Source organism: Pseudomonas sp. TH21 (assembly GCF_016651025.1).
Taxonomy (GTDB): domain Bacteria; phylum Pseudomonadota; class Gammaproteobacteria; order Pseudomonadales; family Pseudomonadaceae; genus Aquipseudomonas; species Aquipseudomonas aylmerensis.
Genome location: NZ_JAEKEQ010000001.1, coordinates 4,084,499 through 4,108,460, shown reverse-complemented (window position 1 = coordinate 4,108,460; position 23,962 = coordinate 4,084,499). Strand labels below are relative to the sequence as shown.

The 23,962-nt window shown below is 64.1% G+C and carries 21 protein-coding genes and 1 pseudogene; 11 read left to right on the top strand and 11 right to left on the bottom strand.

Features of this window, described 5'->3' with window-relative positions:
- Positions 1 to 26 precede the first annotated feature (26 nt).
- The 7 genes from JFU04_RS18080 to JFU04_RS18050 all read right to left on the bottom strand — a co-directional run bounded on the left by JFU04_RS18080 (position 27) and on the right by JFU04_RS18050 (position 7,170).
- Positions 27 to 365, bottom strand: coding sequence for a Na+/H+ antiporter subunit G (locus JFU04_RS18080; protein WP_065901007.1), 339 nt, complete (start codon positions 363 to 365; stop codon positions 27 to 29).
- The gene (locus JFU04_RS18075; RefSeq protein WP_003211751.1) at positions 362 to 640 is read right to left on the bottom strand and encodes a K+/H+ antiporter subunit F; all 279 of its coding nucleotides are present in this window, start codon (positions 638 to 640) and stop codon (positions 362 to 364) included. Before JFU04_RS18075 ends, JFU04_RS18080 begins: the two co-directional genes overlap by 4 nt.
- Entirely contained in the window at positions 637 to 1,125 is a 489-nt protein-coding gene (locus JFU04_RS18070) for a Na+/H+ antiporter subunit E (RefSeq protein ID WP_106803394.1), read from the bottom strand. Before JFU04_RS18070 ends, JFU04_RS18075 begins: the two co-directional genes overlap by 4 nt.
- On the bottom strand, positions 1,122 to 2,804 hold the full coding sequence (locus tag JFU04_RS18065) for a monovalent cation/H+ antiporter subunit D (RefSeq protein WP_201145212.1): 1,683 nt from the start codon (positions 2,802 to 2,804) through the stop codon (positions 1,122 to 1,124). Before JFU04_RS18065 ends, JFU04_RS18070 begins: the two co-directional genes overlap by 4 nt.
- Positions 2,801 to 3,145, bottom strand: coding sequence for a Na+/H+ antiporter subunit C (locus JFU04_RS18060; protein ID WP_003192163.1), 345 nt, complete (start codon positions 3,143 to 3,145; stop codon positions 2,801 to 2,803). The genes JFU04_RS18065 and JFU04_RS18060 overlap by 4 nt, the downstream gene beginning before the upstream one ends.
- Entirely contained in the window at positions 3,145 to 6,066 is a 2,922-nt protein-coding gene (locus JFU04_RS18055) for a monovalent cation/H+ antiporter subunit A (RefSeq protein ID WP_201145210.1), read from the bottom strand. The genes JFU04_RS18060 and JFU04_RS18055 overlap by 1 nt, the downstream gene beginning before the upstream one ends.
- Before the next feature lie 174 nt (positions 6,067 to 6,240).
- On the bottom strand, positions 6,241 to 7,170 hold the full coding sequence (locus JFU04_RS18050; RefSeq protein ID WP_201145209.1) for a DMT family transporter: 930 nt from the start codon (positions 7,168 to 7,170) through the stop codon (positions 6,241 to 6,243).
- A gap of 93 nt (positions 7,171 to 7,263) precedes the next feature.
- Here JFU04_RS18050 and JFU04_RS18045 point away from each other — a divergent pair, with 93 nt between their 5' ends.
- The 11 genes from JFU04_RS18045 to JFU04_RS17995 all read left to right on the top strand — a co-directional run bounded on the left by JFU04_RS18045 (position 7,264) and on the right by JFU04_RS17995 (position 18,163).
- Positions 7,264 to 7,827 carry a helix-turn-helix domain-containing protein gene (locus JFU04_RS18045; protein WP_065900993.1) on the top strand — a complete coding sequence of 188 codons (564 nt, stop codon included), beginning with the start codon at positions 7,264 to 7,266 and terminating at the stop codon, positions 7,825 to 7,827.
- A 154-nt stretch (positions 7,828 to 7,981) separates the two neighbouring features.
- Complete coding sequence (locus JFU04_RS18040) at positions 7,982 to 9,178, top strand: SfnB family sulfur acquisition oxidoreductase (RefSeq protein WP_201145207.1); 1,197 nt, start codon at positions 7,982 to 7,984, stop codon at positions 9,176 to 9,178.
- Between the two features lie 12 nt (positions 9,179 to 9,190).
- Positions 9,191 to 9,517: an acyl-CoA dehydrogenase gene (locus tag JFU04_RS18035; RefSeq protein ID WP_065900990.1), complete on the top strand. Its 327-nt coding sequence runs from the start codon at positions 9,191 to 9,193 to the stop codon at positions 9,515 to 9,517.
- Positions 9,517 to 10,896: an LLM class flavin-dependent oxidoreductase gene (locus tag JFU04_RS18030; RefSeq protein WP_201145205.1), complete on the top strand. Its 1,380-nt coding sequence runs from the start codon at positions 9,517 to 9,519 to the stop codon at positions 10,894 to 10,896. Before JFU04_RS18035 ends, JFU04_RS18030 begins: the two co-directional genes overlap by 1 nt.
- A 122-nt stretch (positions 10,897 to 11,018) precedes the next feature.
- A complete protein-coding gene (locus JFU04_RS18025) occupies positions 11,019 to 11,921 on the top strand; it encodes an AMP-binding protein (protein WP_120448994.1) in 903 nt (300 codons plus the stop codon).
- On the top strand, positions 11,918 to 12,688 hold the full coding sequence (locus tag JFU04_RS18020; protein ID WP_065900979.1) for an ABC transporter ATP-binding protein: 771 nt from the start codon (positions 11,918 to 11,920) through the stop codon (positions 12,686 to 12,688). The genes JFU04_RS18025 and JFU04_RS18020 overlap by 4 nt, the downstream gene beginning before the upstream one ends.
- Positions 12,688 to 13,569, top strand: coding sequence for a branched-chain amino acid ABC transporter permease (locus tag JFU04_RS18015; protein ID WP_065900978.1), 882 nt, complete (start codon positions 12,688 to 12,690; stop codon positions 13,567 to 13,569). The genes JFU04_RS18020 and JFU04_RS18015 overlap by 1 nt, the downstream gene beginning before the upstream one ends.
- Positions 13,570 to 13,573: 4 nt before the next feature.
- Positions 13,574 to 14,623, top strand: coding sequence for a branched-chain amino acid ABC transporter permease (locus JFU04_RS18010; protein ID WP_120448993.1), 1,050 nt, complete (start codon positions 13,574 to 13,576; stop codon positions 14,621 to 14,623).
- Between the two features lie 21 nt (positions 14,624 to 14,644).
- A complete protein-coding gene (locus tag JFU04_RS18005; RefSeq protein ID WP_065900974.1) occupies positions 14,645 to 15,985 on the top strand; it encodes an ABC transporter substrate-binding protein in 1,341 nt (446 codons plus the stop codon).
- A 3-nt stretch (positions 15,986 to 15,988) separates the two neighbouring features.
- Positions 15,989 to 16,756 (top strand): ABC transporter ATP-binding protein, encoded by a 768-nt coding sequence (locus JFU04_RS18000; RefSeq protein ID WP_201145203.1) that lies wholly within the window; start codon positions 15,989 to 15,991, stop codon positions 16,754 to 16,756.
- Between the two features lie 12 nt (positions 16,757 to 16,768).
- Positions 16,769 to 18,163, top strand: a complete 1,395-nt coding sequence (locus tag JFU04_RS17995; RefSeq protein WP_201145201.1) for an FAD/NAD(P)-binding protein — start codon at positions 16,769 to 16,771, stop codon at positions 18,161 to 18,163.
- An 879-nt stretch (positions 18,164 to 19,042) separates the two neighbouring features.
- Here the strand turns inward: JFU04_RS17995 and JFU04_RS17990 are convergent.
- The 4 genes and pseudogenes from JFU04_RS17990 to JFU04_RS17975 form a co-directional block, all read right to left on the bottom strand.
- The gene (locus JFU04_RS17990; RefSeq protein WP_201145199.1) at positions 19,043 to 20,284 is read right to left on the bottom strand and encodes an efflux RND transporter periplasmic adaptor subunit; all 1,242 of its coding nucleotides are present in this window, start codon (positions 20,282 to 20,284) and stop codon (positions 19,043 to 19,045) included.
- A pseudogene (locus JFU04_RS17985) lies at positions 20,274 to 21,751 on the bottom strand (TolC family protein). The gene JFU04_RS17990 and the pseudogene JFU04_RS17985 overlap by 11 nt, the downstream one beginning before the upstream one ends.
- Positions 21,744 to 22,961, bottom strand: coding sequence for an ABC transporter permease (locus tag JFU04_RS17980; protein WP_106803405.1), 1,218 nt, complete (start codon positions 22,959 to 22,961; stop codon positions 21,744 to 21,746). The pseudogene JFU04_RS17985 and the gene JFU04_RS17980 overlap by 8 nt, the downstream one beginning before the upstream one ends.
- The gene (locus JFU04_RS17975; protein ID WP_120448988.1) at positions 22,958 to 23,665 is read right to left on the bottom strand and encodes an ABC transporter ATP-binding protein; all 708 of its coding nucleotides are present in this window, start codon (positions 23,663 to 23,665) and stop codon (positions 22,958 to 22,960) included. The genes JFU04_RS17980 and JFU04_RS17975 overlap by 4 nt, the downstream gene beginning before the upstream one ends.
- Between the last annotated feature and the right edge of the window lie 297 nt (positions 23,666 to 23,962).

The window sequence follows — 23,962 nt, the reverse complement described above, 5'->3', positions numbered from 1 at the left end:
ATTTTTTACTGTGTTCGCTTGATGAATCAGCGGCGGCTGCTGACTTCGGCGGGTACATCATCGCCCGCCATGCGCTTGCGAAACAGCGCGGTGCGCGCCAATAGCAACGTGGTTACCGGCACCGTGATCGAGAGCAAGATTGGGATCAGCCAGCCGTGCAACACCGGCCCGGACTTGAGCACCGAAAAATAGATAATCGACGCCAACGCCACGCACCAGGCGCCCAGCGTCGAAGCCAGGGCAGGCGGGTGCATGCGCTGGAAGAAGTCCTTCATCCGCAGCAAGCCAAGCGCGCCAATCAACGCAAACACGCTGCTGAGCACCAGCAGCACTGCGACAACGATTTCCATCCACAACGGCATCATTCAATCACCTCCCCACGCAGCAGGAATTTCGCCAGGGCAAACGAGCCCACGAAGCCGAACAGTGCAATCAGCAGCGCCGCTTCAAAGTAGGTGTCACTCGCATACCGAATGCCCAGCACCAGCATCATCAGCATCGCCAGGATGTACAGGTAGTCAAGCGCGAGTACCCGGTCCTGGGCCGACGGGCCCTTGAACAGGCGGACCAGGGTCAGCACCATGGCCAGCGAGAACAGGAACAGGCTGAACAGGATCGCATTGGAAAGCAGGGCGCTCATTCGAAGATCTCCATGAGGGGCCGTTCATAGGCATCCTTGAAGTGCTGGATAAAGTGCGCTTCGTCATCCAGGTCGAACACGTGCAGCAGCAGGATGCTGCGGTCCAGCGCCAGTTCAGACCAGACGGTGCCGGGCGTGACGCTGGTGATCATCGACAGCACGGCCAGGCCGTTGGCGTCGCGCAGGTCCAGGGGGATCTTGATAAAACGCGAGCGCGGCGGGCGTGACCCACACGTCAGCACGCCCCAGGCCACTTGCAGGTTGGAGATGATCACATCCCGGCCCACGCGCAAGAACAGGCGAATGATCACCCCAGGGCGACGGATACGGATTGGCAACGGCCGCAACGGCGCCATCAGCAAGGGCGCAAGAACGCCCAGCAACGCACCCAGCAGCAGGTTGCCGGGGCTCACCGACAGGTTCAACACCAGCCACAATACCCACAACGCCAGGGACAGCCACGGGGCAGGGAACAGACGCTTCATGGCTGCACCTCCAGCGCGGCGGACTTGGCTTCAGGGCTGGGTACCGGGCGCGTTGCCATGACGGCCATCACGTAGTGTTCCGGGTTGTTGAGGCTCTCGGCGGTGGCCTGGGTGTAGCGCATCAACGGTTCGGCCTTGAAGGTCAGCAGAATGCTCAAGCCCAGCAGGAAGAAGATCGGCACGCACTCATAGCGACGCAGCAGCGGCGAGGGGCGCTCCTCCGGGGTCCAGAACCGCTGGATGCCCAGGCGGGCGAAAGCGATCAGCGAGGCCAGGCCGGACAGGATCAGCAGCGCCACCAGGCCCCAGGCCGCAGGACGAATCGGCTCATCGACACTGACGCCCAGGCCCAGCGGATTGACCAGCGCACTCAACAAGCTGAGCTTGCCGATAAACCCCGACAGCGGCGGCATGCCGATGATCAGCAAGGCGCACGCCACGAAGCTCAAGCCGAGGAAGGCCATGGTCCAGGGGATGACCTGGCCGATCACGGCTTTCTGCTCGTCATCGAGGTTGACGCCCGGACGCGGGTGCAAGGACTCCATGGCCTTGGGCAGCGCGTCGATTTCCTCGTCCAGCGGCAGGTCATTGGCCGAGCGCGAGCGTTCGATCAATTCGGCCAGCAGGAACAGCGCGCTCAGCGCCAGCGTGGAACTGACCAGATAGAACAACGCGCCGGCAGTCAGGCTTGGCTGGGCAAAGCCCACCGCCGACAACAGGATCCCGGCCGAAACCAGGATGCTCAGGCTCGCCATGCGCTCCAGCCGCTGCGCAGCGATCATCGCCAGCGCCGCGCAGATGATCGTGGCCATGCCGCCGTACACCAGCCAGTCGCCGCCAAACAGCGCCGAGGCCCCGGCCTGGCCGGAGAACAGCAGGGTCCACAACCGCAGCACGGTGTACACGCCGACCTTGGTCATGATCGCGAACATCGCCGCCACCGGTGCGCTGGCCGAGGAATAGGCGGGCGCGAGCCAGAAGTTCAGCGGCCACATGCCGGCCTTGGCCAGGAACGCGGTGGCGAGGATTGCCGCACCGGCGTGCAGCAAGCCGCGATCAGCCTCGGGCACCAGCGGGATTTTCAGCGCCAGGTCAGCGAAGTTCAGCGTGCCGGTGACGCCGTATATCATCGCCGCACCAATCAGGAACAACGACGACGCCAGCAGGTTGATCGCAATGTAATGCAGCCCCGACGATACCCGCGCCCGCCCCGAGCCGTGCAGCATCAAGCCGTAGGACGCCGCCAGCAGCACCTCGAAGAACACGAACAGGTTGAACAGGTCGGCGGTCAGGAACGCGCCGTACAGGCCCATCATCTGGATCTGGAACAATGCATGGAAACTGGTGCCGGCACGGTCCCAGCGGGCCATGGCGAACAGCAGCGCGCTCACCCCGATGATCCCCGTCAGCACCAGCATCAGTGCCGACAGTTGGTCGATCACCAGCACAATGCCGAACGGCACCTGCCAGTTGCCCGGCAGGTACACGCCAATCGAGCCAGGGCCGCCTTTTTGCGTCCAGTACAGCAGCAGAATCGCGATACCCAGGCCGATCATGCTGGAGAACAGGTTGATGCGCGCCTTGAGCGGGCGGTGCTTCTCGCCGAGCATCAGCATCAACGCGGCGGTCAGCAGCGGCAGCAGGATCGGCGCGACGATCAGTTGATTCATCCACGTCATTCCTTGGGCTCCCGGCCGTCCACATGGTCTGTGCCGGTCAGGCCCCGGGAGGCCAGCAGCACCACCAGGAACAAGGCGGTCATGGCGAAGCTGATCACGATGGCCGTCAGCACCAGCGCCTGGGGCAGCGGGTCGGTGTAGTTGAGCAGGTCTTGCGGCACGCCGTCCTTGATGATCGGCTCCTTGCCGATAAACAGGCTGCCCATGCTGAAGATGAACAGGTTGACCCCGTACGACAGCAGGCACAGGCCCATCACCACCTGGAACGTCCGTGGTCGCAGGATCAACCAGACGCCGGAGGCCGCCAGGACCCCAATGGCGATTGCGATGACTTCTTCCATCAGGCGGCTCCTTCCGTTGCGGCAACCACTTTGGCCTGGTTGCTCGGTTTATGCGCTCGTACGGATTGGTGACCGAGGGCGGTGAGCATCAGCAGCGTCGAGCCGACGACCATGGCGTACACGCCGACGTCGAAGAACAACGCGCTGGCGATATGAATGTCGCCCAGCAGCGGCAGGCTGAAATGCCAGGTGTGCGTGGTCAGGAAGGGGTACCCGGCAAACAGCGCACCGAGCCCGGTGAGGGTCGCCGAGAACAGCCCGAAGCCCATCCAGCGCATCGGCCGCAGGCTCATCTGCGCCTCGACCCACTGGGTGCCGGCGACCATGTATTGCAGGATAAACGCCACCGACATCACCAGCCCGGCGACGAAGCCGCCGCCCGGTTGGTTGTGGCCGCGCATGAACAGGTAGAACGACACCACCAGCGCAATCGGCAGCAGCAGGCGCACCAGCACCGCCGGCACCATCATGAAGCCCAGGGCGGTGTCGCTGGCCTGGCGCGGGTTGACCAGGTCGGTGGCCACGTCCGGCGCGAGCTGGCGCTGTTGCGCCGGCAGTTGCATGCTTTCCTTGGACGGGCGGAAGCGGCGCAGCAGGGCGTACACCGTCAGCGCCACGGCGCCGAGCACGGTGATTTCGCCCAGGGTGTCGAAACCCCGGAAGTCCACCAGCATCACGTTCACCACATTGCTGCCGCCGCCTTCGGGCAGGGCGCGACTCAAGTAGAACGAGGAAATGTCGTTGGGCGTCTGGCGCGTCAGCATCGCGTAGGACAGCAGCGCCATGCCGCCGCCCACCACAGTGGAGAGCAGGAAGTCACGCAGGCGACGGATACGTGCCTTGCGCAGCGAGCTGGGCAGTGGCGAGACTTCTTCGATCCGCCGTGGCAGCCAGCGCAGGCCCAGCAGGATCAGCACGGTGGTCACCACCTCGACCACCAGCTGCGTCAGCGCCAGGTCCGGCGCCGAGAACCACACAAAGGTGATGCAGGTCATCAGGCCGCACACGCTGACCATGGTCAGGGCCGCCAGCCGGTGATACTTGGCCTGCCAGGCAGCGCCGAGGGCACAGGCAATCGCCAGCAGCCACAAGGTCACGAACACGATGGACCCCGGGATTTTCGGGCGGTCGCCCCAACTGATGCCGCTGTGCAGCATCGGGATCAGGCCGGCGATCACTGCCGCCAGCACCAGCAGGAACAGCTGGGTCTGCAGGCGTTTGGTGCTGATGCGTTTTTCGATCTTGCGCACGCCGCGCATCATCACTACCAGGCTGCGCTCGAAGCCGCGCTTGCCGTTGAAGTAGCTGATGATCGGCGGGTACTTGAAGCGCCCGCGCTTGAGCTGCTTGCGCAGCAGCAGGTACAGCACCACGCCACCGGACATCGCCACCAGGCTCATGATCATCGGCGCATTCCAGCCGTGCCAGATCGCCAGACTGTACTCGGGCAGCACTCCGCCCACGACCGGCAGGGCGGCGGCGGCGAGAATCGAACCGACCACCTGGGCCGGGAAGATCCCCACCAGCAGGCAGGTGAACACCAGCAGCTCGACCGGCGCGCGCATCCAGCGCGGCGGTTCGTGTGGGGTATGCGGCAGGTTGGTGGCGGTCGGGCCGAAGAACACGTCGACAGTGAAGCGCAGGGCGTAGGCCACGCTGAACGTACCGGCAATGGTCGCGATCAATGGCAGGGCGAACTCCACCCAGGCGGTCGAGGTGATGAACACGGTTTCGGCGAAGAACATCTCTTTGGACAGGAACCCGTTGAGCAACGGTACGCCGGCCATGGAGGCGCTCGCGACCATCGCCAGGGTCGCGGTAAACGGGATCAACCGCACCAGGCCGCTGAGCTTGCGGATATCGCGGGTACCGCTTTCGTGGTCGATGATGCCGGCGGCCATGAACAGCGAGGCCTTGAAGGTCGCGTGGTTGAGAATGTGAAACACGGCGGCGACGGCGGCCAGCGGGCTGTTGAGGCCCAGCAGGAGGGTGATCAGCCCGAGGTGGCTGATCGTGGAGTAGGCCAGCAGGCCCTTGAGATCGTTTTGGAACATGGCGCAGTAAGCGCCGAGGAGGAGGGTGAGGGCGCCGGCACCGCCGACGATCCAGAACCATTCTTCGCTGCCGGACAGCGACGGCCACAGGCGGGCCAGCAGGAACACGCCGGCCTTCACCATCGTCGCCGAGTGCAGGTAGGCGGAAACCGGGGTCGGCGCCGCCATCGCGTGGGGCAGCCAAAAGTGGAACGGGAACTGTGCGCTCTTGCTCAGGGCGCCGATCAGCACCAGCGCCAGCATGACCGGGTACAGCGAATGCGCGCGAATCTGCTCGCCCGCCGCCAGCACCTGGTCCAGGTCATAGCTGCCGACGATATGCCCCAGCAGCATCACCCCGGCCAGCAGGCACAGACCGCCCGCACCGGTGACCATCAGCGCCATATAGGCACCCCGGCGTGCATCGGCGCGGTGGTGCCAGTAGCCGATCAGCAGGAACGAGAACAGGCTGGTCAGTTCCCAGAAGAACACGATCTGAATCAGGTTGCCGGAAATCACCAGGCCCAGCATGGCCCCCATGAAAGCCAGGAAAAACGCGAAGAAACGCGGCACTGGGTCTTCCGGTGACATGTAGTAGCGGGCGTACAGCGACACCAGCGTGCCGATGCCCAGCACCAGCATCGAGAACAGCCAGGCGAACCCATCCATGCGCAGCACGAAGTTCAGCCCGAGGCTGGGCAACCACATGAATTCTTCGCGGATCACGCCACCGTGGGCGATCTGGGGGTAGAGCAGGGCGACTTGAATCGTGCCGACCAAGGCCACAAGGCCCGCCAGCAGGGATTCGGTGTTACGTGCATTGTGCGGCAGCAAGGCCGCCAGACAGCTGCCAATAAAAGGCAGAAGCAGTAGAACTATCAGGGACATAGGCTTCTAATCTGCGGGAGTTTGGGATGCATCATACGTGCCGCTTTCTCGATCACCAAACGGCAAGATGTGGCAGGATCCTACAGAGGTCGGAGACGGCAGCTATCAGCGGCAAGCTACAAGAGGATAGCCGAGGGTATATTTCTTGCCGTTTGCCGTTTGCCGCTTAAATCATCAACCCTGGCTTTCCGGTTCAACCTCGGCCTTGGCGTCGACAACTTTCGAACCGCGCGTCTTCAGTTCACTGACAATCACCGCCACCACAATCAACGCCGCGCCCAGCATCGCCAGCGGCGGGAAGCGTTCCCCGGCGATCCGCCCGATAACCCCGGCCCACACCGGCTCGCCGGCATAAATCAACGTGGCACGGGTGGGCGAGACGCTCTGCTGCGCCCAGTTCATCGCCACCTGGATCACCGCGCTGGTCAAGCCCAGGCCCACGGCGCTGAATAGCAGCAACCATGAAAACCCCGGCAACGCTTCGCCCATCGGCACCACCATCAAAAATGACAGCAGCGACGCCGTGGCCAGTTGCACCACGGTCACCCGGCGCACGTCCACCTGCCCGGCATAGGCGCCGATAAGAATGATCTCGGCCGCCACCGCGATCGCGCAGATCAGCGTGGCGATCTCGCCAGGGCTGAAGTTGAGCGAGGCCCCGGTCGGGCCAGTCAGCAGCATCAACCCGGTAAAGGCCAGCATGATGCCGATGCTGGGCATCAGTCCCGGACGGCGCCCCAGCACCAACCACTGCAACAGCGGCACGCACGGTACATACAGCGCCGTGATGAAGGCCGATTGGCTGCTTGGAATGGTTTGCAGGCCGATGGTCTGCATGCCGTAGCCGAACATGATCGAGGTGCCGATGAAGGCACCCGCCTTCAACTCGAACAGGGTCAGGCCGCGCAGGGTGCGCAGGGAGAAGAAGCCCACCACGATGGCCGCTGCGGCGAAGCGCAGGCCCACGAAAAACATCGGCCCGCTGACCGTCATTGCATGCTGCACGAGCAAGAAGGTGCCGCCCCAGATCATGGTGATAAACACCAGGAGGCATTCGGCTTTGCTGAAACGGTTGAAACGTGGGGCGGTATTCGCGGCGGTCATGGCGGCTCGGTCTTGCAAGGGAAAGGCACGGACCGCACAATGCGCCGCACTGCTGGGCAGTATACTGCGCACACCCACCTTATGAGCAATATAGTGCACAAAGAAAATCCGCAACGGGCCTCGGTCCTGCAGCACGTCAGCCAGAACGTCAGGCGCCTGCGCCATGCCGCCGACCTGAGCCAGACTGCGCTCTCGGAAAAGTCCGGGGTGAGCCGGCGCATGCTGGTGGCCATTGAGGCGGGCGAGAAGAACGTCAGCCTGTCGACCCTCGACCGCGTGGCCGAAGCGTTGGACGTGGCGTTCAGCGACCTGATCCAGGCCCCGGATGCGCCCGACCACAGCCGCATCAACGAGCTGGCCTGGGCCGGCGATATCCCCGGCAGCAAGGCGGTCTTGCTGGCCAGGGCCCACGCCCGTCGCGAAGTCGAGCTGTGGGAAATGCGCCTTGAACCGGGAGATCGCTACAGCCCTGAGCCGGATCCGGAAGGCTGGAGTGTGCAGCTGTTCGTGTTCGAGGGAAGCCTGACGCTGCTATTGGACGAGGAAGAACGGCACGTCGCGGCCGGCGAGTTCTATATGTTCGCCAGCCGCCAGGTCCACGCCTATTGCAATCAGGGTGATGTGGCCGTGCGCTTTGTGCGCAACGTGGTGATCTAACTGTCTGCCAGGCAACAGTGGATGGACACTTTGCTGGTTTGAAACCCGCCCTGGCGCCCTGATTCACCAGCAACTCGCTGATTTTATTGGCGATTAAATTCAGGCACGACTCCTGCAATCACTCCGGCATCCCATCGGAGCCTGGAGTCGGCCCATGTCAGCCCATCCTCAACACCCTGCCCATATCATCCGCTCGGATGCCGAAGCCATCGAGGTCGCCAAGCGCCTGGCCGAACGCTTCGCCGTCGACGCCAGCGTGCGTGACCGCGAGCGCCGCCTGCCGGTGGCCGAACTCGACGAATTCTCCGCCAGCGGCCTGTGGGGCATCACCATTCCCAAGGCCTACGGCGGCGCCGAAGTGTCCTACGTGACCGTGGCCGAAGTGATCAAGTTGATCTCCGCCGCCGACCCGTCCCTGGGGCAAATCCCGCAGAACCACCTGGGCGTGGTGGACATCCTGCTGCAAACCGCGACCGAGGAACAAAAACGCCATTACTTCGGCAAGGTGCTGGCCGGCTACCGTTTCGGCAACGCCTTCTCCGAAGCCAAGAGCAAAAACGCCGGCACCTTCGACACGCAGATCCGCGTGCACGGCGACACCGCCCAAATCAACGGCGAGAAGTTCTACTGCACCGGCGCGCTGTTCGCGCATATCGTGCCCACCGTCGGCAACAACGAACACGGCCAGGCGTTTATCGCCTTTGTCGAGCGTGACGCGCCGGGCTTGAGTGTGATCGACAGCTGGGACGGCTTTGGCCAGCGCACCACCGCCAGCGGCGGCGTGACCCTCGACGGCGTCACCGTCCCTCTCAGCGCGGTGATCCCCGCCCACCAGGCTTTCGACCAACCCACCGCCAACGGCCCGATCTCGCAGATCATCCAGGCTGCCGTCGACACCGGCATCGCCCTCGGTGCCCTGGAGCAGGCGAAGATTTACGCACGCCAGGCGCGGCCATGGATCGACAGCCAACAGGATCACGGCTGGCAAGACCCGTTCACCATCGCCGCCATCGGCGATCTGGAATGGCGCGTGCACGGCACCGAAGCGATCCTCGCCAAGGCCGGCAAAGCAGTGGACCAGGCGCTGGCCGAGCCGAATGAAGACAACGTCGCCAACGCTTCACTGGTCGTCGCCCAGGCCAAGGTGCTGTCGACGGAAACCGCCTTGCTCGCCAGCAGCAAACTCTTCGAACTGGCTGGCACTCGCTCGGTCACCGGCAAACACAACCTCGACCGTTTCTGGCGCAACGCGCGCACCCACACCCTGCACGACCCGGCCCGCTGGAAATACCACCTGATCGGCAACTTCGTGCTCAACGGCGTGAAGCCCGCACGCCACGCCTGGAACTGAGGAGCCTGACCCATGACTGCACTGAATCAAGCGCGCCAACTGCTGGACAGCACCCGCCGCGCCGTCGCGAAAAGTGACGACCCCTACGTGATCAGCCGCTTCGGCGACCTGCAGATCCGCGTAGACGTGGCCGCCGCCTTGCTCGAACGCGCCGAGACCCACCCGAGCCCGGTGGCCATCACCGAAGCACAGATCGCTGCCGCCGAAGCCCTGCTTTTTGCCAGCGCCACCGAATTCGAACTGACCGGCCAACGCACCGCATTGCCGCCGAGCCTCGATGACCCGCTGCGCCACAAATACCAGGTTGTCGGCAACTACCACCTCAACGGAGTGCTTTGATGTCCCGTGAAATCCGCTTGAACGCCTTCGACATGAACTGTGTCGGCCACCAATCCCCTGGCCTGTGGGCGCACCCGCGTGACCGTTCGTGGCAGTACAAGGACCTGGAGTACTGGACCGACCTCGCAAAAATCCTCGAGCGCGGCAAGTTCGACGGCTTGTTCATCGCCGATGTGCTGGGCATCTACGACGTGTACAACGGCAACGGCGACGCGGCGATTCGCCAGGCGGCACAAGTGCCGGTCAACGATCCGCTGTCGCTGATCGCACCGATGGCACTGGTCACCGAACACCTGGGTTTTGGCCTGACGGCGTCGTTGTCGTTCGAACACCCGTACCCGTTCGCGCGCCGGCTTTCGACCCTCGATCACCTGACCAAGGGCCGCGTCGGCTGGAACATCGTCACCTCCTACCTTGAAAGTGGTGCGAAGAACCTGGGCCAGAAAGCCCAGACCGAACACGATGCGCGCTACGACTACGCCGAGGAATACCTGGAGGTTTGCTACAAACTCTGGGAAGGCAGCTGGGAGGAGGGCGCGGTGCTGCGTGATCGCGAGCGCCGGATCTTCAGCGACCCGAGCAAAATCCACGAGATCCGCCACGTCGGCAAGCACTTCCAGGTGCCCGGCATTCACCTGTGTGAACCGTCGCCGCAGCGCACGCCGGTGCTGTACCAGGCCGGCGCGTCGAGTCGTGGCAAGCAGTTCGCCGCCGAGCAGGCCGAGTGCGTGTTCGTCGCCGCGCCGTCCAAAGTGCTGCTGAAAAAGACCGTCGCCGACATCCGCCGGCGTGCAGCCGAGGCGGGGCGCGATCCGAAGAAAATCCTCATCTTCAACCTGCAGACGGTGATCGTCGGCGAGACCGACGCCGCTGCCAAGGCCAAGTTCGAGGAGTACAAATCCTATGTCAGCTATGAAGGCGCGATGGCGCTGATTTCCGGCTGGACCGGCATCGACTTCAGCCAGTTCAAACCCGATGAGCCACTCAAGCACGTGCACACCAACGCCATTCAGTCGGCGGTGGAAGCCTTCTCCACGGCGGACCCGAACAAGGTCTGGACCCCGAATGAATTGGCCGATTGGGTGGGCATCGGCGGCTTTGGCCCGCTGTTTGTCGGCGGCCCGGAAACCGTGGCGGACCTGTTGCAGGAATGGGTGGAAGAGACCGACGTCGACGGCTTCAACCTGGCCTACGCGCTGACCCACGAAACCTTTATCGACGCCGTCGACCTGCTGGTGCCGGAACTGCAGAAACGCGGCGTGTACAAGACCGAATACGCCCAGGGCACCTTGCGCGAGAAGCTCTTCGGCGACGGTGCACGGCTGGCGCCGAACCATCCGGGGGCCGGTTATCGCGACCTTAAGGCCAGCGCAATCTGACTGACTCAAGCCGATCCCCGTGGGCGCCGGCAAGCCAGCGCCCATAGGAGAGCGGTGTCGAGTCAAATAATTCAGCCAGCGGACCACCGCACGCACACCCCTTGAATAGGAGCATCACCCCTATGAGCGTGCACGAACTCAAGCGTCCGCTGGCCCTGGAATGGCCTGCCGAACTGCTCGGCAATCTGCCCAAGGCCCTGGAGCAACTGCAGCATTGGGCGCAGATCACACCGCTGCACACCGCGCTTCGCCACAAGCGCCAGGGCCAGTGGTATGCCTGGCGCTGGATCGACGCGCTGCGCGATGTCGAGCGCCTGGCCGATGGCTTGCGCCAGCAGGGTTTCGGCGAGTCGTCGCGGCTGGCCCTCAGCGGTGCATTTGAGCCCAACCTGTTGCTGCTGGCCCTGGCGGCGCAGTCCGTGGGCGGGCCGGTGCTGACCCTCGCCGATCACCTCGACACCGAAGCCTTGCACCAGCAGCTATGGCGCATTCGTCCCACCCATTGTTATGTGCAGGACCGCCAACAGGCACGGCATTGGCCAGCCGCCAATCGACTCGATTTTGCCCAGCTGCTGGGCCCCACCGACCCGGCGCAGCAGGTGCAGCGCTGGTGGCAACCCAGCGGCGAAACCGCGCTGTGGAGCGAGGAGGGTACCCAGTGGCAGGGCGGCCTGGCGGTGGTGCTCGAGCAATGGCTGAACAGCGGGCACGGCCTGGCGTTCCCGGAAAGCCCGGCCTCGGCGCGGCGCGATCGCAGTGAAGTCGCTCCCACCGGCCTGCTGCTGTCGCCCGCGCGCCTGCAATCTTTGGCCGAGGATATCGAAAGCCGCCTGGCACCCCACGGCACCTGGCGCCGGCGCCTGTGCGACTGGGCCATCGCCCACCCCCACAGCGGCCTGCGCCGCCTGCTGAAAAATCGCGTACGCAAACTGCTCGGCTTCCAGCGCCTCACCTACATCTGGCAGCCCCTCACTTCCACGACAGAGCCGACATGGCTTGCCGAATTCAAACGGGAAAGCGCATGACCCAGGCCATTCTCCAGGTGCGGGATATCTCGCTGTCGTTCAAAGGCGTGAAGGCGATCAATGCGTTGTCCTTCGAGGTGCGGCGCGGTGAGATCTGCGCATTGATCGGCCCCAACGGCGCCGGCAAAAGCTCGTTGCTCAATGTGCTCAACGGCGTGTATCGCTTCGATGCCGGCGAGATCGTCTTCGAGGACCAGCACTTGCACCGCATCGATCCGCTGGGTGCAGCGCGCCGAGGCATTGGCCGGACCTTCCAGAACAATGCGTTGTTCAAGAAAATGAGTGTGCTCGACAACGTCCTCACCGGCCTGTCGCGGCACATGCGCAGCAGCCTGATCGAGCAGGCGCTGGGCTTGCCCCGCGCCCGCCGTGAAGCCGAAGCGTTCCGTCAGCGGGCGCAGGGCATCCTCGAGTTCCTGGAGCTGCAGGCCCACCGCGATGTGCTGGTGGGCAACCTGTCCTACGGCCTGCAAAAACGTGTGGAACTGGGGCGCGCGCTGATCGCCGGGCCCAGCCTGTTGCTGCTCGACGAGCCCATGGCCGGGATGAACGCCGAGGAAAAACAGGAAATGGCGCGTTTCGTCGCCGACGTAAACCGCGACCTCGGCACCACCGTGGTGTTGATCGAGCACGACATGGGCGTGGTCATGGGCCTGTCCGATCATGTGGTGGTGCTCGACTACGGGCGCAAGGTCGGCGACGGCACGCCGGCGGACGTGCAAGCCAACCCCGAGGTGATCGCGGCCTACCTGGGAGTCGCACACTGATGACCTTCTTCTTCGAAACCCTGCTCGGCGGCCTGCTCGCCGGCACCATGTACTCGCTGGTCGCCATCGGCTTCGTGCTGATCTACAAGGCCAGCGGCGTGTTCAATTTCGCCCAGGGCTCGATGCTGCTGTTTGCCGCGCTGACCTTCGTCAGCCTGCACGATCAGGGCGTGCCCTTTGCCCTGGCATTGCTGCTCACGGTGATCGTGATGATCGTCGGCGCGTTGCTCATCGAGCGCCTGGTGCTGCGCCCGCTGGTCAACCGTTCTCAGATCACCCTGTTCATGGCCACGCTCGGCCTGTCGTTCATTATCGAAGGCCTGGCCCAGGGTTTGATGGGCTCGCAAGTGCGCGCGCTGGACCTGGGCATCGACGACGTGCCGCTGTTTGTCGGGCCGCTGATGCTCAGCCAGTTCGACCTGATCGCCGCGACGGTGGCCGTGGTGCTGGTCACGGTGCTCGCGCTGCTGTTCAACAAGACCCGCATCGGCGTGTCGTTGCGCGCGGTGGCGGATGACACCACGGCGGCGCTGTCGATCGGCATCAACCTCAACCGTATCTGGCAGATCGTCTGGGCCGTGGCCGGCGTGGTCGGGCTGGTGGCGGGGTTGCTGTGGGGCGCGCGCCAGGGCGTGCAGTTCTCGCTGTCGCTGGTGGTGCTCAAGGCCTTGCCGGTGTTGATTATCGGCGGCTTTACCTCGATTGGCGGGGCGATCGTCGGCGGGCTGATTGTCGGCGCGGCGGAGAACCTCGCCGAGGTGTACATCGGCCCGTTGATCGGCGGCGGCATCACGCCGTGGTTCGCTTATGTATTGGCCCTGGCCTTCCTGTATATCCGTCCCGCCGGCCTGTTCGGCGAGCGCGCCATCGAGCGAGTCTGAAACCATGTCGACCCCTGTTGCTCAACTCACCGCGCCGCTGTTGCTGGTTCAACGGCGCGTGCCCTGGGGCCTGCTCGGCCTGTTAGCAGTCGCCTTTATCGGCGTGCCGCTGTGGGGCAATGACTATTGGCTCAACGCGATCCTGATCCCGTTCCTGGTGCTGTCCCTCGCCGGGTTGGGCCTGAACCTGCTCACCGGCTATACCGGGCAGACCTCCGTGGGCGCGGCCGGCTTCATGGCAGTCGGCGCCTTCGCCACCTATGGCTTCCTGCTGCGCCTGCCGGAACTGGGCTTGCCGGTGGCGCTGCTCGGCGGCGGGATTATCAGCGCATTGGTCGGGCTGCTGTTCGGCCTGCCGAGTTCGCGGATCAAGGGCTTCTACCTGATGGTCACCACCCTGGCCGCACAGTTTTTCCTGGAGTGGCTGTTCGTCAAATTCCCCTGGTTCTACAACTACGGCTCGTCGGGCACGATCTCGGCGCCGAAGCTGGCGTTGTTCGGGTACGACCTCAATACGCCGCTGGGCCGTTACCTGCTGACCCTGGTGACGGTGCTGCTGCTGACCTGGACCGCAATCAACCTGGTGCGCAGCCAGGTGGGGCGCAACTGGATGGCGATCCGCGACATGGACACCGCCGCCGCCGTGGTCGGCATCCCGGTGGTGCGCTACAAGCGCCTGGCGTTTGCGGTCAGCTCGTTCTACCTGGGGATCGCCGGCGCGCTGTGGGCCTTTGCCTACCTGGGCACGGCGAGTGCCAGCAGCTTCGATATCAACCGCTCGTTCCAGATCCTGTTCATCATCATTATCGGCGGCATGGGCAGCATCGCCGGCAACTTCGTCGGCGCGGCCTTCATCAGTTTGCTGCCGATCTTCCTCAGTCATGCCGGGCAAGCATTGTTCGGTGGGTCGGTGGATGCAGGGCAGTTGCAGAACCTGCAGAAAATCATCTTTGGCGTGTTGATCATCGTGTTCCTGATCAAGGAACCCGAGGGGCTGATTCGCCTGTTGCACAACCTGCGTGACCGTGTGCGGCAGTGGCCGCTGCGTTTCTAACATTCCCTCAAGAGAATTCCCATGCGTGCATCCTTGAAACGTTCCCTGGCCGGCGCCGCCTTCGCGCTGGCTGCCCTGGCCGGCGCTGTGCCCCCGGCGATGGCTTCGCCTGACCAGCAATTCATTCCCCTGGCGACCTACCGCGTGGGCGCCTACGCGTCCAGCGGGGTGCAGGTGTGGGCCGGGATGATCGACTACCTGCGCTATATCAACGAGGTCGAAGGCGGCATCAACGGTGTGAAGCTGGTGTGGCAGGAATGCGAGACCGAGTGGACGGCGGAGAAGGGCATCGAGTGCTACGAGCGCTTCAAGAATGGCCTGGACGGCGCGCCGGTCGCGGTGTACCAGCCCAACGGCGCCCCGGCGGCCTATGCCTTGAGCGAGCGCGCCGAGGTCGACAAGATCCCGCTCATCACCCTCGGTTACGGTCGCACCGAAGCCACTGACGGCACGGTGTTCCCCTATAACTTCCCGGTGATGCTGACCTTCTACAGCGAAGCCTCGACCCTGGTGAATTACATCGCCCAGCGTGAAGGCGGTTTCGACAAACTCAAGGGCAAGAAGATCGCCACGGTCTACCACGACTCGGCCTACGGTCGAGAAACGCTCGGCCCGCTGAAGTTGCTCGCAGAGAAATACGGCTTCGAAAATATCCAGATTCCGGTCGCCGATCCCGGCAACGAGCAGTCGGCGCAATGGCGCCAGGTGCGCCAGGCCAACCCGGACTGGGTATTCCTGCGCACCTGGGGCGTGTCCACCCCGGTGGCGGTGAAGACCGCCGCGCGTTTCGGCTTCCCGGTCGACCACATCATTGGCGATATCTGGGCCAGCTCCAGCGAAGACGTGCTGCCGGCCGGTGCCTCCGCCAAAGGCTACCTGGCGCTCACGCCGTACCCGGCCGGCGCGGATTTCGAGATCCACAAACGCCTCAAGCAATACATCCTCGATAAAGGCCACAGCGACCTCAAGGACCTGAAAAACTTCGGCAGCGTCTACTACAACTCCGGCCTGGTGAACGCCGCCGTGGCCGTGGAAGCGATCCGCACCGGCCAGGCCAAGTTCGGCAAGCGCCCACTCAATGGCGAAGAAGGCCGCTGGGGCCTGGAACACCTGAATATCGATGATGCGCGCCTCAAGGACATGGGCTACCTGGGCCTGATGCAGAACCTCAAGCTGTCATGCCGCGACCACGAAGGCGGCGGTTCGGCGCGGGTGCAGCAGTGGGACGGCGCCAACTGGACGCTGGTCAGCGAGTGGATCGCCGCCGACCGCGCGCTGTTGCGTCCGCTGATCGATGAGAAGTCGGCCGCGTTCGCCAAGGAAAAAGGCCTGACGCCGCGTACCTGCACCGGGGATGAATAAACCATGAGCCAGCCCGCCGCCGACGCCGCACGCCCGTCACTGCTGACGGTCAACGACATTGAAGTGATCTACGACGGTGCGATTCTCGCGGTGGCCGGGGTGTCGCTGGAGGTGCCCAAGGGCGGTATCGTCGCCTTGCTCGGCGCGAACGGCGCCGGCAAGAGCACCACGCTCAAGGCGATCTCCGGGCTGGTGCGCGCCGAACGGGCCGAAGTCAGCCGGGGCACGATCGAGTACGCCGGCGCCGACCTGGCCGGTGTCGAGCCCGGCCAGCGCGTGCGCGATGGCATGGTGCATGTGCTGGAGGGCCGCCATGTGTTCGGCCAGCTCAGCGTCGAGGACAACCTGCGCAGCGGCGGTTTCGTGCGGCGCCCGAGCCGCAAGGACCTGGAGCGCGATCTGGAGCGCATCTACGCCTGGTTCCCCCGGCTCAAGACCAAACGCCACACCCGCGCCGGCCTCACCTCCGGCGGCGAGCAACAGATGGTCGCCATCGGCCGGGCGTTGATGACCCGTCCTACTTTGGTACTGCTCGACGAGCCGTCCATGGGTTTGGCGCCTATGATCGTGCAGGAAATCTTCGAGATCATCGCGCAGCTCAATCGCGAACAGCAGGTGAGCTTCCTGATCGCCGAGCAGAACATCAACGTCGCGCTCACCTATGCGTCCCATGGCTATGTGCTGGATACTGGGCGCGTGGCCGTGAGTGGCAGCGCCGCTGAACTGCTGGCGCGGGGCGATTTGCATGACATTTATCTGGGTAAACAGTAAGGGCCAACCTGCATGACTGAAACCATCCGCAACGCCGATGTCCTGATCATCGGCGGCGGCCTGAGCGGCACGATGCTCGCCGTGCAACTGCTGCGCCTGCCGGGCCAGCGCCGGATCCTGGTGATCGAGCCGCGCGCCGAACTCGGGCGTGGCGAGGCCTACAGCGCGGTCGAGCTGGGCCACACCCTGAACGGCAATGCGGCGCGCATGAGCGTCGACCCCGACAATGCCGACGACCTGACCCAGTGGCTCACCGATTACATCGCCGCCGGCGGATGGCCGGAGTCGGCCGAGCAACCGGTGCCCGTCAGTGAACTGTTCCCGCCGCGCGGGCTTTTTGGCGTGTACGCACAGCAACGCCTGGCCGAGGCCAAGGCCTTGTCTGCGTCGACTGTCGAGCATGTGCGCGGGGAAGTGGTCGACCTGCAAGTGAGCGCCGATTCAACCCTGCTGACCCTCGATAACGGCCAGCAACTGCGCGGCGCCCGCGCGGTGCTGGCTACCGGCATGTTCCCGGCGGCGCGTACGCCACAGACCGAGTCCAGCGGTTTGAATGCCGCTGCGGTCGACCCGTGGGATGTGCAGGCGATGACCCTGATCGACGCGCAGGCCCCCGTGCTGATCATCGGCTCCGGGTTGACCATGGTCGATGCCGTGGTGTCTTTGGAGCAGGCCGGGCATCGCGGGCCGATCGAGATTTTTTCCCGCCACGGACTGTTGCCCCATGCGCGCCGCCAGCCGCCGAGCTGGGAGGATTTTCTCGCCGCCGACCACAGCCTGCGCAGCCCTCTGCAATTGCTGCGCGAGGTCCGTCGTCAATGCCGTCTCGCGCTGGCGCAGGGCATCGATTGGCAGGCGCCGCTGGACACGGTGCGTGCGCATATCGGGCGGTTGTGGAGCCAGGCCAGTGAGCGCGAGAAGCGCCAGTTCGTGCGGCATGTGCGGCCATGGTGGGAGAGCCATCACCACCGCTCACCGCCGTTGAGCGCGCAGTTGGTGGCGCGATTGCGGGAGGAAGGGCGGTTGCGCATTCGGGCGGCATCGTTCAAAGGGCTGGAGCCTGGCGGCGAGGGCGTGACGATCCGCCTGCGCGCGCGTGGCGAGCAGGCGATCCGCCAGGTGTCGGGGGCGGCGCTGATCAACTCCAGCGGCATCGAATACGACTGGCGCCGCGTGGCCCGGCCGTTGCCGCGGCAGCTGCTCGAACGCGGGTTGATCCAGCCCGGACCCTTGGCGCTGGGGATTGCGGCGGATGCGTCGGGGGCGGTGCTGGATGCCGAGGGCAATGTCAGCCAGCGCCTGTTCGCCATGGGCCCGCCGTTGCGCGGGATGTGGTGGGAGAGCACGGCAGTGACCGACGTGGCGATCCAGGCCAAGGCGCTGGCTGCCAAGCTCACACAGCTCTGATGTGGAAGCTGGCTTGCCTGATTCCTGTGCCTGGCGCAGTTCCCACACTGGTTTGTGGCTGGCTTGATTCCTGTACCTGGCACAGTTCCACTTTGGGAGCTGGCTTGCCTGCGATAGCGGTGGGTCAGTCAACCATGATGCAGCTGATCCACCGCCTTCGCAGGCAAGCCAGCTCCCACACTGATTTGTGGCGGGACTGAATCCTGTGCCTGGCTCAGTTCCCACAGTTTTTGGCGGGGCTGGACTGATTCCTGTGTCTGGCGCCTTCGCAGGCAAGCCAGCTCCCACACTGATTTGTGGCGGGCCTGATTCCTGTGTCTGGCACAGTTCCACTGTGGGAGCGGGCTTGCTCGCGAAGGCGCAGTGTCAGTCAACCATGATGCAGCTGACCCACCGCCTTCGCAGGCAAGCCAGCTCCCACACTGATTTGTGGCGGGGCTGAATCCTGTGCCTGGTTCAGCTCCCACAGTTTTTGGCGGGGCTGGACTGAATTCTATGCCTGGCTCAGTTCCCACAGGTTTTGGAGGGGCTAGCCTGATTCTTGTGCCTGACACAGCTCCACTGTGGGAGCGGGCTTGCTCGCGAAGGCGCAGTGTCAGTCAACCATGATGCAGCTGATCCACCGCCTTCGCAGGCAAGCCAGCTCCCACACTGGTTGGTGGCGGGACTGAATCCTGTGCCTGGTTCAGCTCCCACACTGATTTGTGGCGGGACTGAATTCTGTGTCTGGCTCAGTTCCCACACTGGTTTATGGCAGGCCTGATTCCTGTACCTGGCGCAGCTCCACTGTGGGAGCTGGCTTGCCTGCGATAGCGACGGGTCAGCCACCCCTGTATCAGCAGATAACCGCAAGCCAGCCCCCCACATTTGAATGTTCATTTATCCCGGGATCTTCACATACCCAGGTTTCAGGCCAAACACCTCAACCCCCTGCGGGGTCGATTGCCCGGTGGTGACCTTGACGCGCTCCACCGGTTTATCCATTGCCGCTCGGTACTCCACGGTCATGTCCGCCTGGAGCGCCTGGCTTGGAATCACCATCGCCTGTTCATTGTTGTACGTGACGATGGTCAAGCGCGCACTCATCCCCAGCCGCACTCGCTGCAACTGCTGCGGTGTCAGCTTGGGGATCGACAGGGTCACCGGAAACTGCGCGCTGCCCTGGCCGTCGCTGGAAATCGCCAGGCCGCTGACCACGCTCACCGAGCCGCTCAGCCGCTCCCCATCAAAGCCGTCGCCCATCACTTCCACCGCCTGGCCCTGATGGAGTTGGTTGATGTCCAGCTCCGAGACTTTGGCGACGATTTTCAGCCGTTCGATATTGGCCAGGCCAAACAGCACCTGCCCCTGGTTGACCCTGCTGCCGGCCTGCACCGGTGCGTTGTTGCCGCCGCCGCCCTGAGTGGCGTTGTTGCCGGGCGGCGGCACTACGATCCCGGAAAACGGTGCCTTGAGCTCCTTGCCTTCGAGCAGTGTGTGCAGGGCATCGTATTTCACCGTCGCGTTGGTCAGCTCCATGTCCGCGATCTGCCGGTATTCGCCTTTGCCCTGGTCCAGTGCCTGTTGCAGCTCACTGCGCGCTGAAGCGAGGTCAAGCTGTTGCTGCTGGGTCTGCTGCCTGAGGTCGTCCAGTTCGTTGCGCGGAATGATGCCGCGCTGGAACAGGTTTTCGCTTTCGGTCAGCTTGCGCTGGGTGTTGCCGGCGCTCATTTCGGCCGTGCGCAAGCTGCGCCGGGCCCGGCTGACGGTGGGGCCGCTGTCCCAGTCCTGCATCTCTTGCACGGTGCGCCGTGCCTTGAGCTGCGCGGAGAGGGCTTCGCGCAATTGCACTTCGAGGATGGCCGGGTCCATGCGCAGCAGCACCTGCCCGGCTTCGACCTGCTGGCCTTGCTCCACCAGATTGGCCTGCACAGTGCCATCGAAGGGCGCAGTGAGGGTCAGGGTGGTGTCGGGTTCGATCTTGCCTACCAGGCCGATCTGGTGCACCAGCGGGTCGGGCTTCACCGCCAACCATTGCTCGCCGGCGGTGGCCGGACCTTCAGTCTGGTTGCGCAGGGCCAGCCCCGCGCCGGCCAGCAGCACGATCAATACAACCAACAGGCCTTTGTGTTTAGTAGTCATTGAGGGCGATTTCCCAACTTTCCAGCGTCATGCCCAGGGTCAAGTCAAGCTGGGTCTGGGCGTTCAAATAAGCGATCAGCGCATTGAGTTGCGCGTTCTCGGCGTTGCGCAGGTCAGTCTCGAAGCTCAGCACCTGGAAGTTGGTGGAGCGTCCGGCGCTGAGTTTTTCGCGCTCGATCTCGATCTTGCGCCGCGACAATTCCACCGCGCGCTGGGATATCTGGTATTGCCGCCAGCGGGTGCCGAGGTCACGCACCACGTCGTTGACGCTGCGTTCCAGTTCCTGGCGCGCATCGGTGATGCGGATCTCCTGATCCTCCACATTCACCCGCGCACGCACTTCGGCCTGGCGCGTGCTGATGTCGCCGATGGGGATCTGCACCTGCACTCCAGCGTAGCTGTCCCAAGTGCGGTTGTTGGAGCGGCCGGCATCGTTGTCGTAGGCGTCGCGGACCTGATTGGCGCCGGCCACCAGGTCCACCTGCCAGCGCCCGGAGTCCTTGGCGATCACCAGGTTGAGGTCGGCCTGCTGGCTGCCGAGCAGGGCGGCGAGGTATTCCGGTTGCTGGTTCTGCGCGAGGTTGAAGGCCTGGCGCTTGTCGATCTGCAGGGGCTGGCCTCCAGGGCTTCGGTGGCGCGAATCGGCGTGGACAGGTCCAGCGCCAGCAAGCGCAGCAGGGCCAGGCGGCTGGTGTCGAGCTGGTTCTGGGCTTCCTCGACACCGAGTTGCTGGGTGGCGATATCGGCTTCGGTCTGCACGATTTCGAACTCGGCCATGCGTCCGGCGCTGATCAACGCCTTGTTCACCTCCAGCAACGTGCCGGAGCGCTTGAGGGCGTCCTGCACGATGCTCAGTTGCTCCTGGGCACGCAGCAATTCGCGGTAGGTGGCGATGATCTGGCTGATGGTCTGGGCCACGGTGGCCTTGAGGTTCAGGCGGTTGGCCTGTTCCGACAGGCGAGACAGGCGCAGCGGCGCGGTGGTGGCGTCCCAGCCGGCGCCGCGCATCAATGGCTGGATGATCGCCAGGTCGAGACCGTCGCTGCGGTAGCGGCCGGCGCGGTCGGCGTTGTTCAGTTGCTGGGTCCAGGCCATGCTCAGGCGGGTGCCGTATTCGCCGAGCAGGCTGGTGGCCGGGGCGACGCTGGCATTGCGCGCGTTGTCGGCCGAGCCACGGTTGCTGCGGTAATAACTGTTGAGGGTGAGCTTGGGGTTGAACACATCCTCGGCCACGCGCAGATCGAACTTCTGCGCCACCCGTTGCAGATACGCACTGCGAATCGCGGGGTTGTTGCGCAGGCCCAGGTACACGGCGTCACCGAGGGTCATGTCGGTGGCCTGGGCCTTCAACGACACGCCCCGGTCGTAGCCGCTGCGGGTGGTGCTGGGGGCGGACGGCTTGATGACAATGTCGGCGGCCATGCCGTGCAGGCTGATCAAGGCGAGCAACCACAGCCATTTACTCATCGCGCAAGGCCTCCACCGGCTGCAGCCGCGAGGCCGAGACCGCCGGATAGATACCGAAGAACAAGCCCACCAGCAACGTGCTGCCCACCCCCAAGGGCAGCGCGGCGGTGGCCAGCGCAAATGTCCAGCCCGACATCCACGCGTACAGCCAGGCGCAGGTCATACCCAACACCGCGCCGCACAAGGCCCCCACTGCCGTGAGTGTCACGGCTTCGAGCAGGAACAGGTTGCGGATATCGCGCCGGCGCGCACCCAGGGCCATGCGAATGCCGATCTCGCGGCGGCGTTCCGAGACGTTCATCAGCATCACGTTCATCACCCCCACGCCGCCGCCCACCAGGGAGATCGCCCCCAGTGCCAGCAGCAGGTAGGCGAACGTACGGCTTTGGCGGGTCATGCCATCGATCATTTGCTGGGGCACCGTGATTGCGACTTCATGATTGGGCGTTTGCGTTTGCAAGGCTGCTGCCGCCTGCTTAGCAATAAGGTCCATGTTCTGTTCGGGGGCGGCGCGGATGATCACATTGCCAATTTGCGGGGTGGCGTAGATGCGGCGCATGCCCTCGGCGGGGAGAAACAGTGATTCGTTGGCCTGTACCGGCATCAGCATTGCGCGGGGCTGGGATTGCAGGATGCCGACCAGCAGAAACAGGTAGTCGTTGATGCGCACGCGATCACCCAATTTCAGCGGATCGCCCGGAGTACTCAACGCCTGGAACAGCTGGTCACCGATCACGGCGTAGGTCTCATTGGCGTCGAAGCTCGTCAGGAACCGTCCCTCGCGCACCACCAGTCGCATCGCGTCCTTGATATCGTCGGTGCTACCGACGAAGTTGGCATTGACGGTACGTCCATGGAACAGCAGGGGGCCGCTGAACAGCGTCAATGCGCCGATATGTTCGATCCCTGGTGCCGCCTGGCGCACTGCCTCCAGATCCAGGCGGGCGCGCATCGGCGCAGTATTGCTGCCCTTGGTGGCAAACTGGGCGACCAGCGTGTCGGTGCCCATGTCCTTGAAAATCATCGCGGCATCCACCGCCGCGTTGTGGCCGATATTGATCAACGCGACCACCGAGGAGCTGCCGATCACGATGCCGAGCAGGGCCAGGATCGAGCGTTTACCCAGGGTGCGCAGGCTCACCAAGGCTTCATGCAGCAGTTGGCCGAGACTCTGTTCGACCCGCAGGCTGCTCTGTGCCTGCCCCCTCATAGGCGACCGGCCTCTTGCACCACGCCATTGCGTACCAGGATCTTGCGTTCCAGGCGCTCGGCGATGTGAGGGTCGTGGGTGACGATGATCAGCGTCACCTGCTGCTCGCGGTTCAACTCCAGGAGCAGGTCCATGATGTCCTGGGCGGTGGTGCTGTCGAGGTTGCCGGTGGGCTCGTCGGCGAGGATCACCGAAGGGTTGCCCACCAGGGCGCGGGCAATCGCCACGCGTTGGCGCTGGCCGCCGGAGAGGTCGGCAGGGCGGTGATGGGCGCGTTCAGCCAGGCCGACCTGTTCAAGCATGCGCAGGGCCTGCTCCACCGATTCGTGACGCGACACACCGCGGTAGCTCAGGGGCAGGGCGACATTGTCGAGGGCACTCAGGCGGGGCAGCAGGTTGAAGCTCTGGAACACAAAACCGATCTGCTGGTTGCGGATCGCCGCCAACTGATCGGGGCTGGCGCTGAAAATATCGTGACCGGCAAAGTGGTACTGCCCGCAATTGGGCAGGTCGAGCAGGCCAAGGATATTCAGCAGGGTACTTTTGCCGGACCCGGAAGCGCCGAGAATGCCGCAACTGTCGCCGCTGGCGATCGTCAGGCACACATCATTGAGAATGGACAGGTGTTGACCGGCCAGCTGATAGCTTTTGCCGATGCCTTGCAGGGAAATCAAGCCTGGGTGCGCGGGGGTATCTGTCATCATGACTACGCCTTCAGTCTCGACGCGGCCGCACTGCCCCCGGTAAATCCTTGTAACAAGTTCGGGAGCTGCCTGGAACGCGTCACGGACTGGTTTTATTTCTTGTTTTTAAAATATTGTTTGAATACTAACCGTGTTCTACGCGCTTCGCCAGCCATGGATATAGAGCGGTTTTACCCTTTGAAATGATTTCCCCGGCAGGCCTGCAGGCCCGGCAAAAACCCTTCAACTACCCTCAACGAGCCCGCCGGCAAAGGCTTTCAATCATATGGCGCAGTGTCACTACTTGCTTTCGATCAG

Coding starts and splice junctions, on each gene's coding strand:
- JFU04_RS18080 (WP_065901007.1), bottom strand. CDS start 365: ATGATGCCGTTGTGGATGGAAATCGTTGTCGCAGTGCTGCTGGTGCTC.
- JFU04_RS18075 (WP_003211751.1), bottom strand. CDS start 640: ATGAGCGCCCTGCTTTCCAATGCGATCCTGTTCAGCCTGTTCCTGTTC.
- JFU04_RS18070 (WP_106803394.1), bottom strand. CDS start 1,125: ATGAAGCGTCTGTTCCCTGCCCCGTGGCTGTCCCTGGCGTTGTGGGTA.
- JFU04_RS18065 (WP_201145212.1), bottom strand. CDS start 2,804: ATGACGTGGATGAATCAACTGATCGTCGCGCCGATCCTGCTGCCGCTG.
- JFU04_RS18060 (WP_003192163.1), bottom strand. CDS start 3,145: ATGGAAGAAGTCATCGCAATCGCCATTGGGGTCCTGGCGGCCTCCGGC.
- JFU04_RS18055 (WP_201145210.1), bottom strand. CDS start 6,066: ATGTCCCTGATAGTTCTACTGCTTCTGCCTTTTATTGGCAGCTGTCTG.
- JFU04_RS18050 (WP_201145209.1), bottom strand. CDS start 7,170: ATGACCGCCGCGAATACCGCCCCACGTTTCAACCGTTTCAGCAAAGCC.
- JFU04_RS18040 (WP_201145207.1), top strand. CDS start 7,982: ATGTCAGCCCATCCTCAACACCCTGCCCATATCATCCGCTCGGATGCC.
- JFU04_RS18035 (WP_065900990.1), top strand. CDS start 9,191: ATGACTGCACTGAATCAAGCGCGCCAACTGCTGGACAGCACCCGCCGC.
- JFU04_RS18030 (WP_201145205.1), top strand. CDS start 9,517: ATGTCCCGTGAAATCCGCTTGAACGCCTTCGACATGAACTGTGTCGGC.
- JFU04_RS18025 (WP_120448994.1), top strand. CDS start 11,019: ATGAGCGTGCACGAACTCAAGCGTCCGCTGGCCCTGGAATGGCCTGCC.
- JFU04_RS18020 (WP_065900979.1), top strand. CDS start 11,918: ATGACCCAGGCCATTCTCCAGGTGCGGGATATCTCGCTGTCGTTCAAA.
- JFU04_RS18015 (WP_065900978.1), top strand. CDS start 12,688: ATGACCTTCTTCTTCGAAACCCTGCTCGGCGGCCTGCTCGCCGGCACC.
- JFU04_RS18010 (WP_120448993.1), top strand. CDS start 13,574: ATGTCGACCCCTGTTGCTCAACTCACCGCGCCGCTGTTGCTGGTTCAA.
- JFU04_RS18005 (WP_065900974.1), top strand. CDS start 14,645: ATGCGTGCATCCTTGAAACGTTCCCTGGCCGGCGCCGCCTTCGCGCTG.
- JFU04_RS18000 (WP_201145203.1), top strand. CDS start 15,989: ATGAGCCAGCCCGCCGCCGACGCCGCACGCCCGTCACTGCTGACGGTC.
- JFU04_RS17995 (WP_201145201.1), top strand. CDS start 16,769: ATGACTGAAACCATCCGCAACGCCGATGTCCTGATCATCGGCGGCGGC.
- JFU04_RS17990 (WP_201145199.1), bottom strand. CDS start 20,284: ATGACTACTAAACACAAAGGCCTGTTGGTTGTATTGATCGTGCTGCTG.
- JFU04_RS17980 (WP_106803405.1), bottom strand. CDS start 22,961: ATGAGGGGGCAGGCACAGAGCAGCCTGCGGGTCGAACAGAGTCTCGGC.
- JFU04_RS17975 (WP_120448988.1), bottom strand. CDS start 23,665: ATGATGACAGATACCCCCGCGCACCCAGGCTTGATTTCCCTGCAAGGC.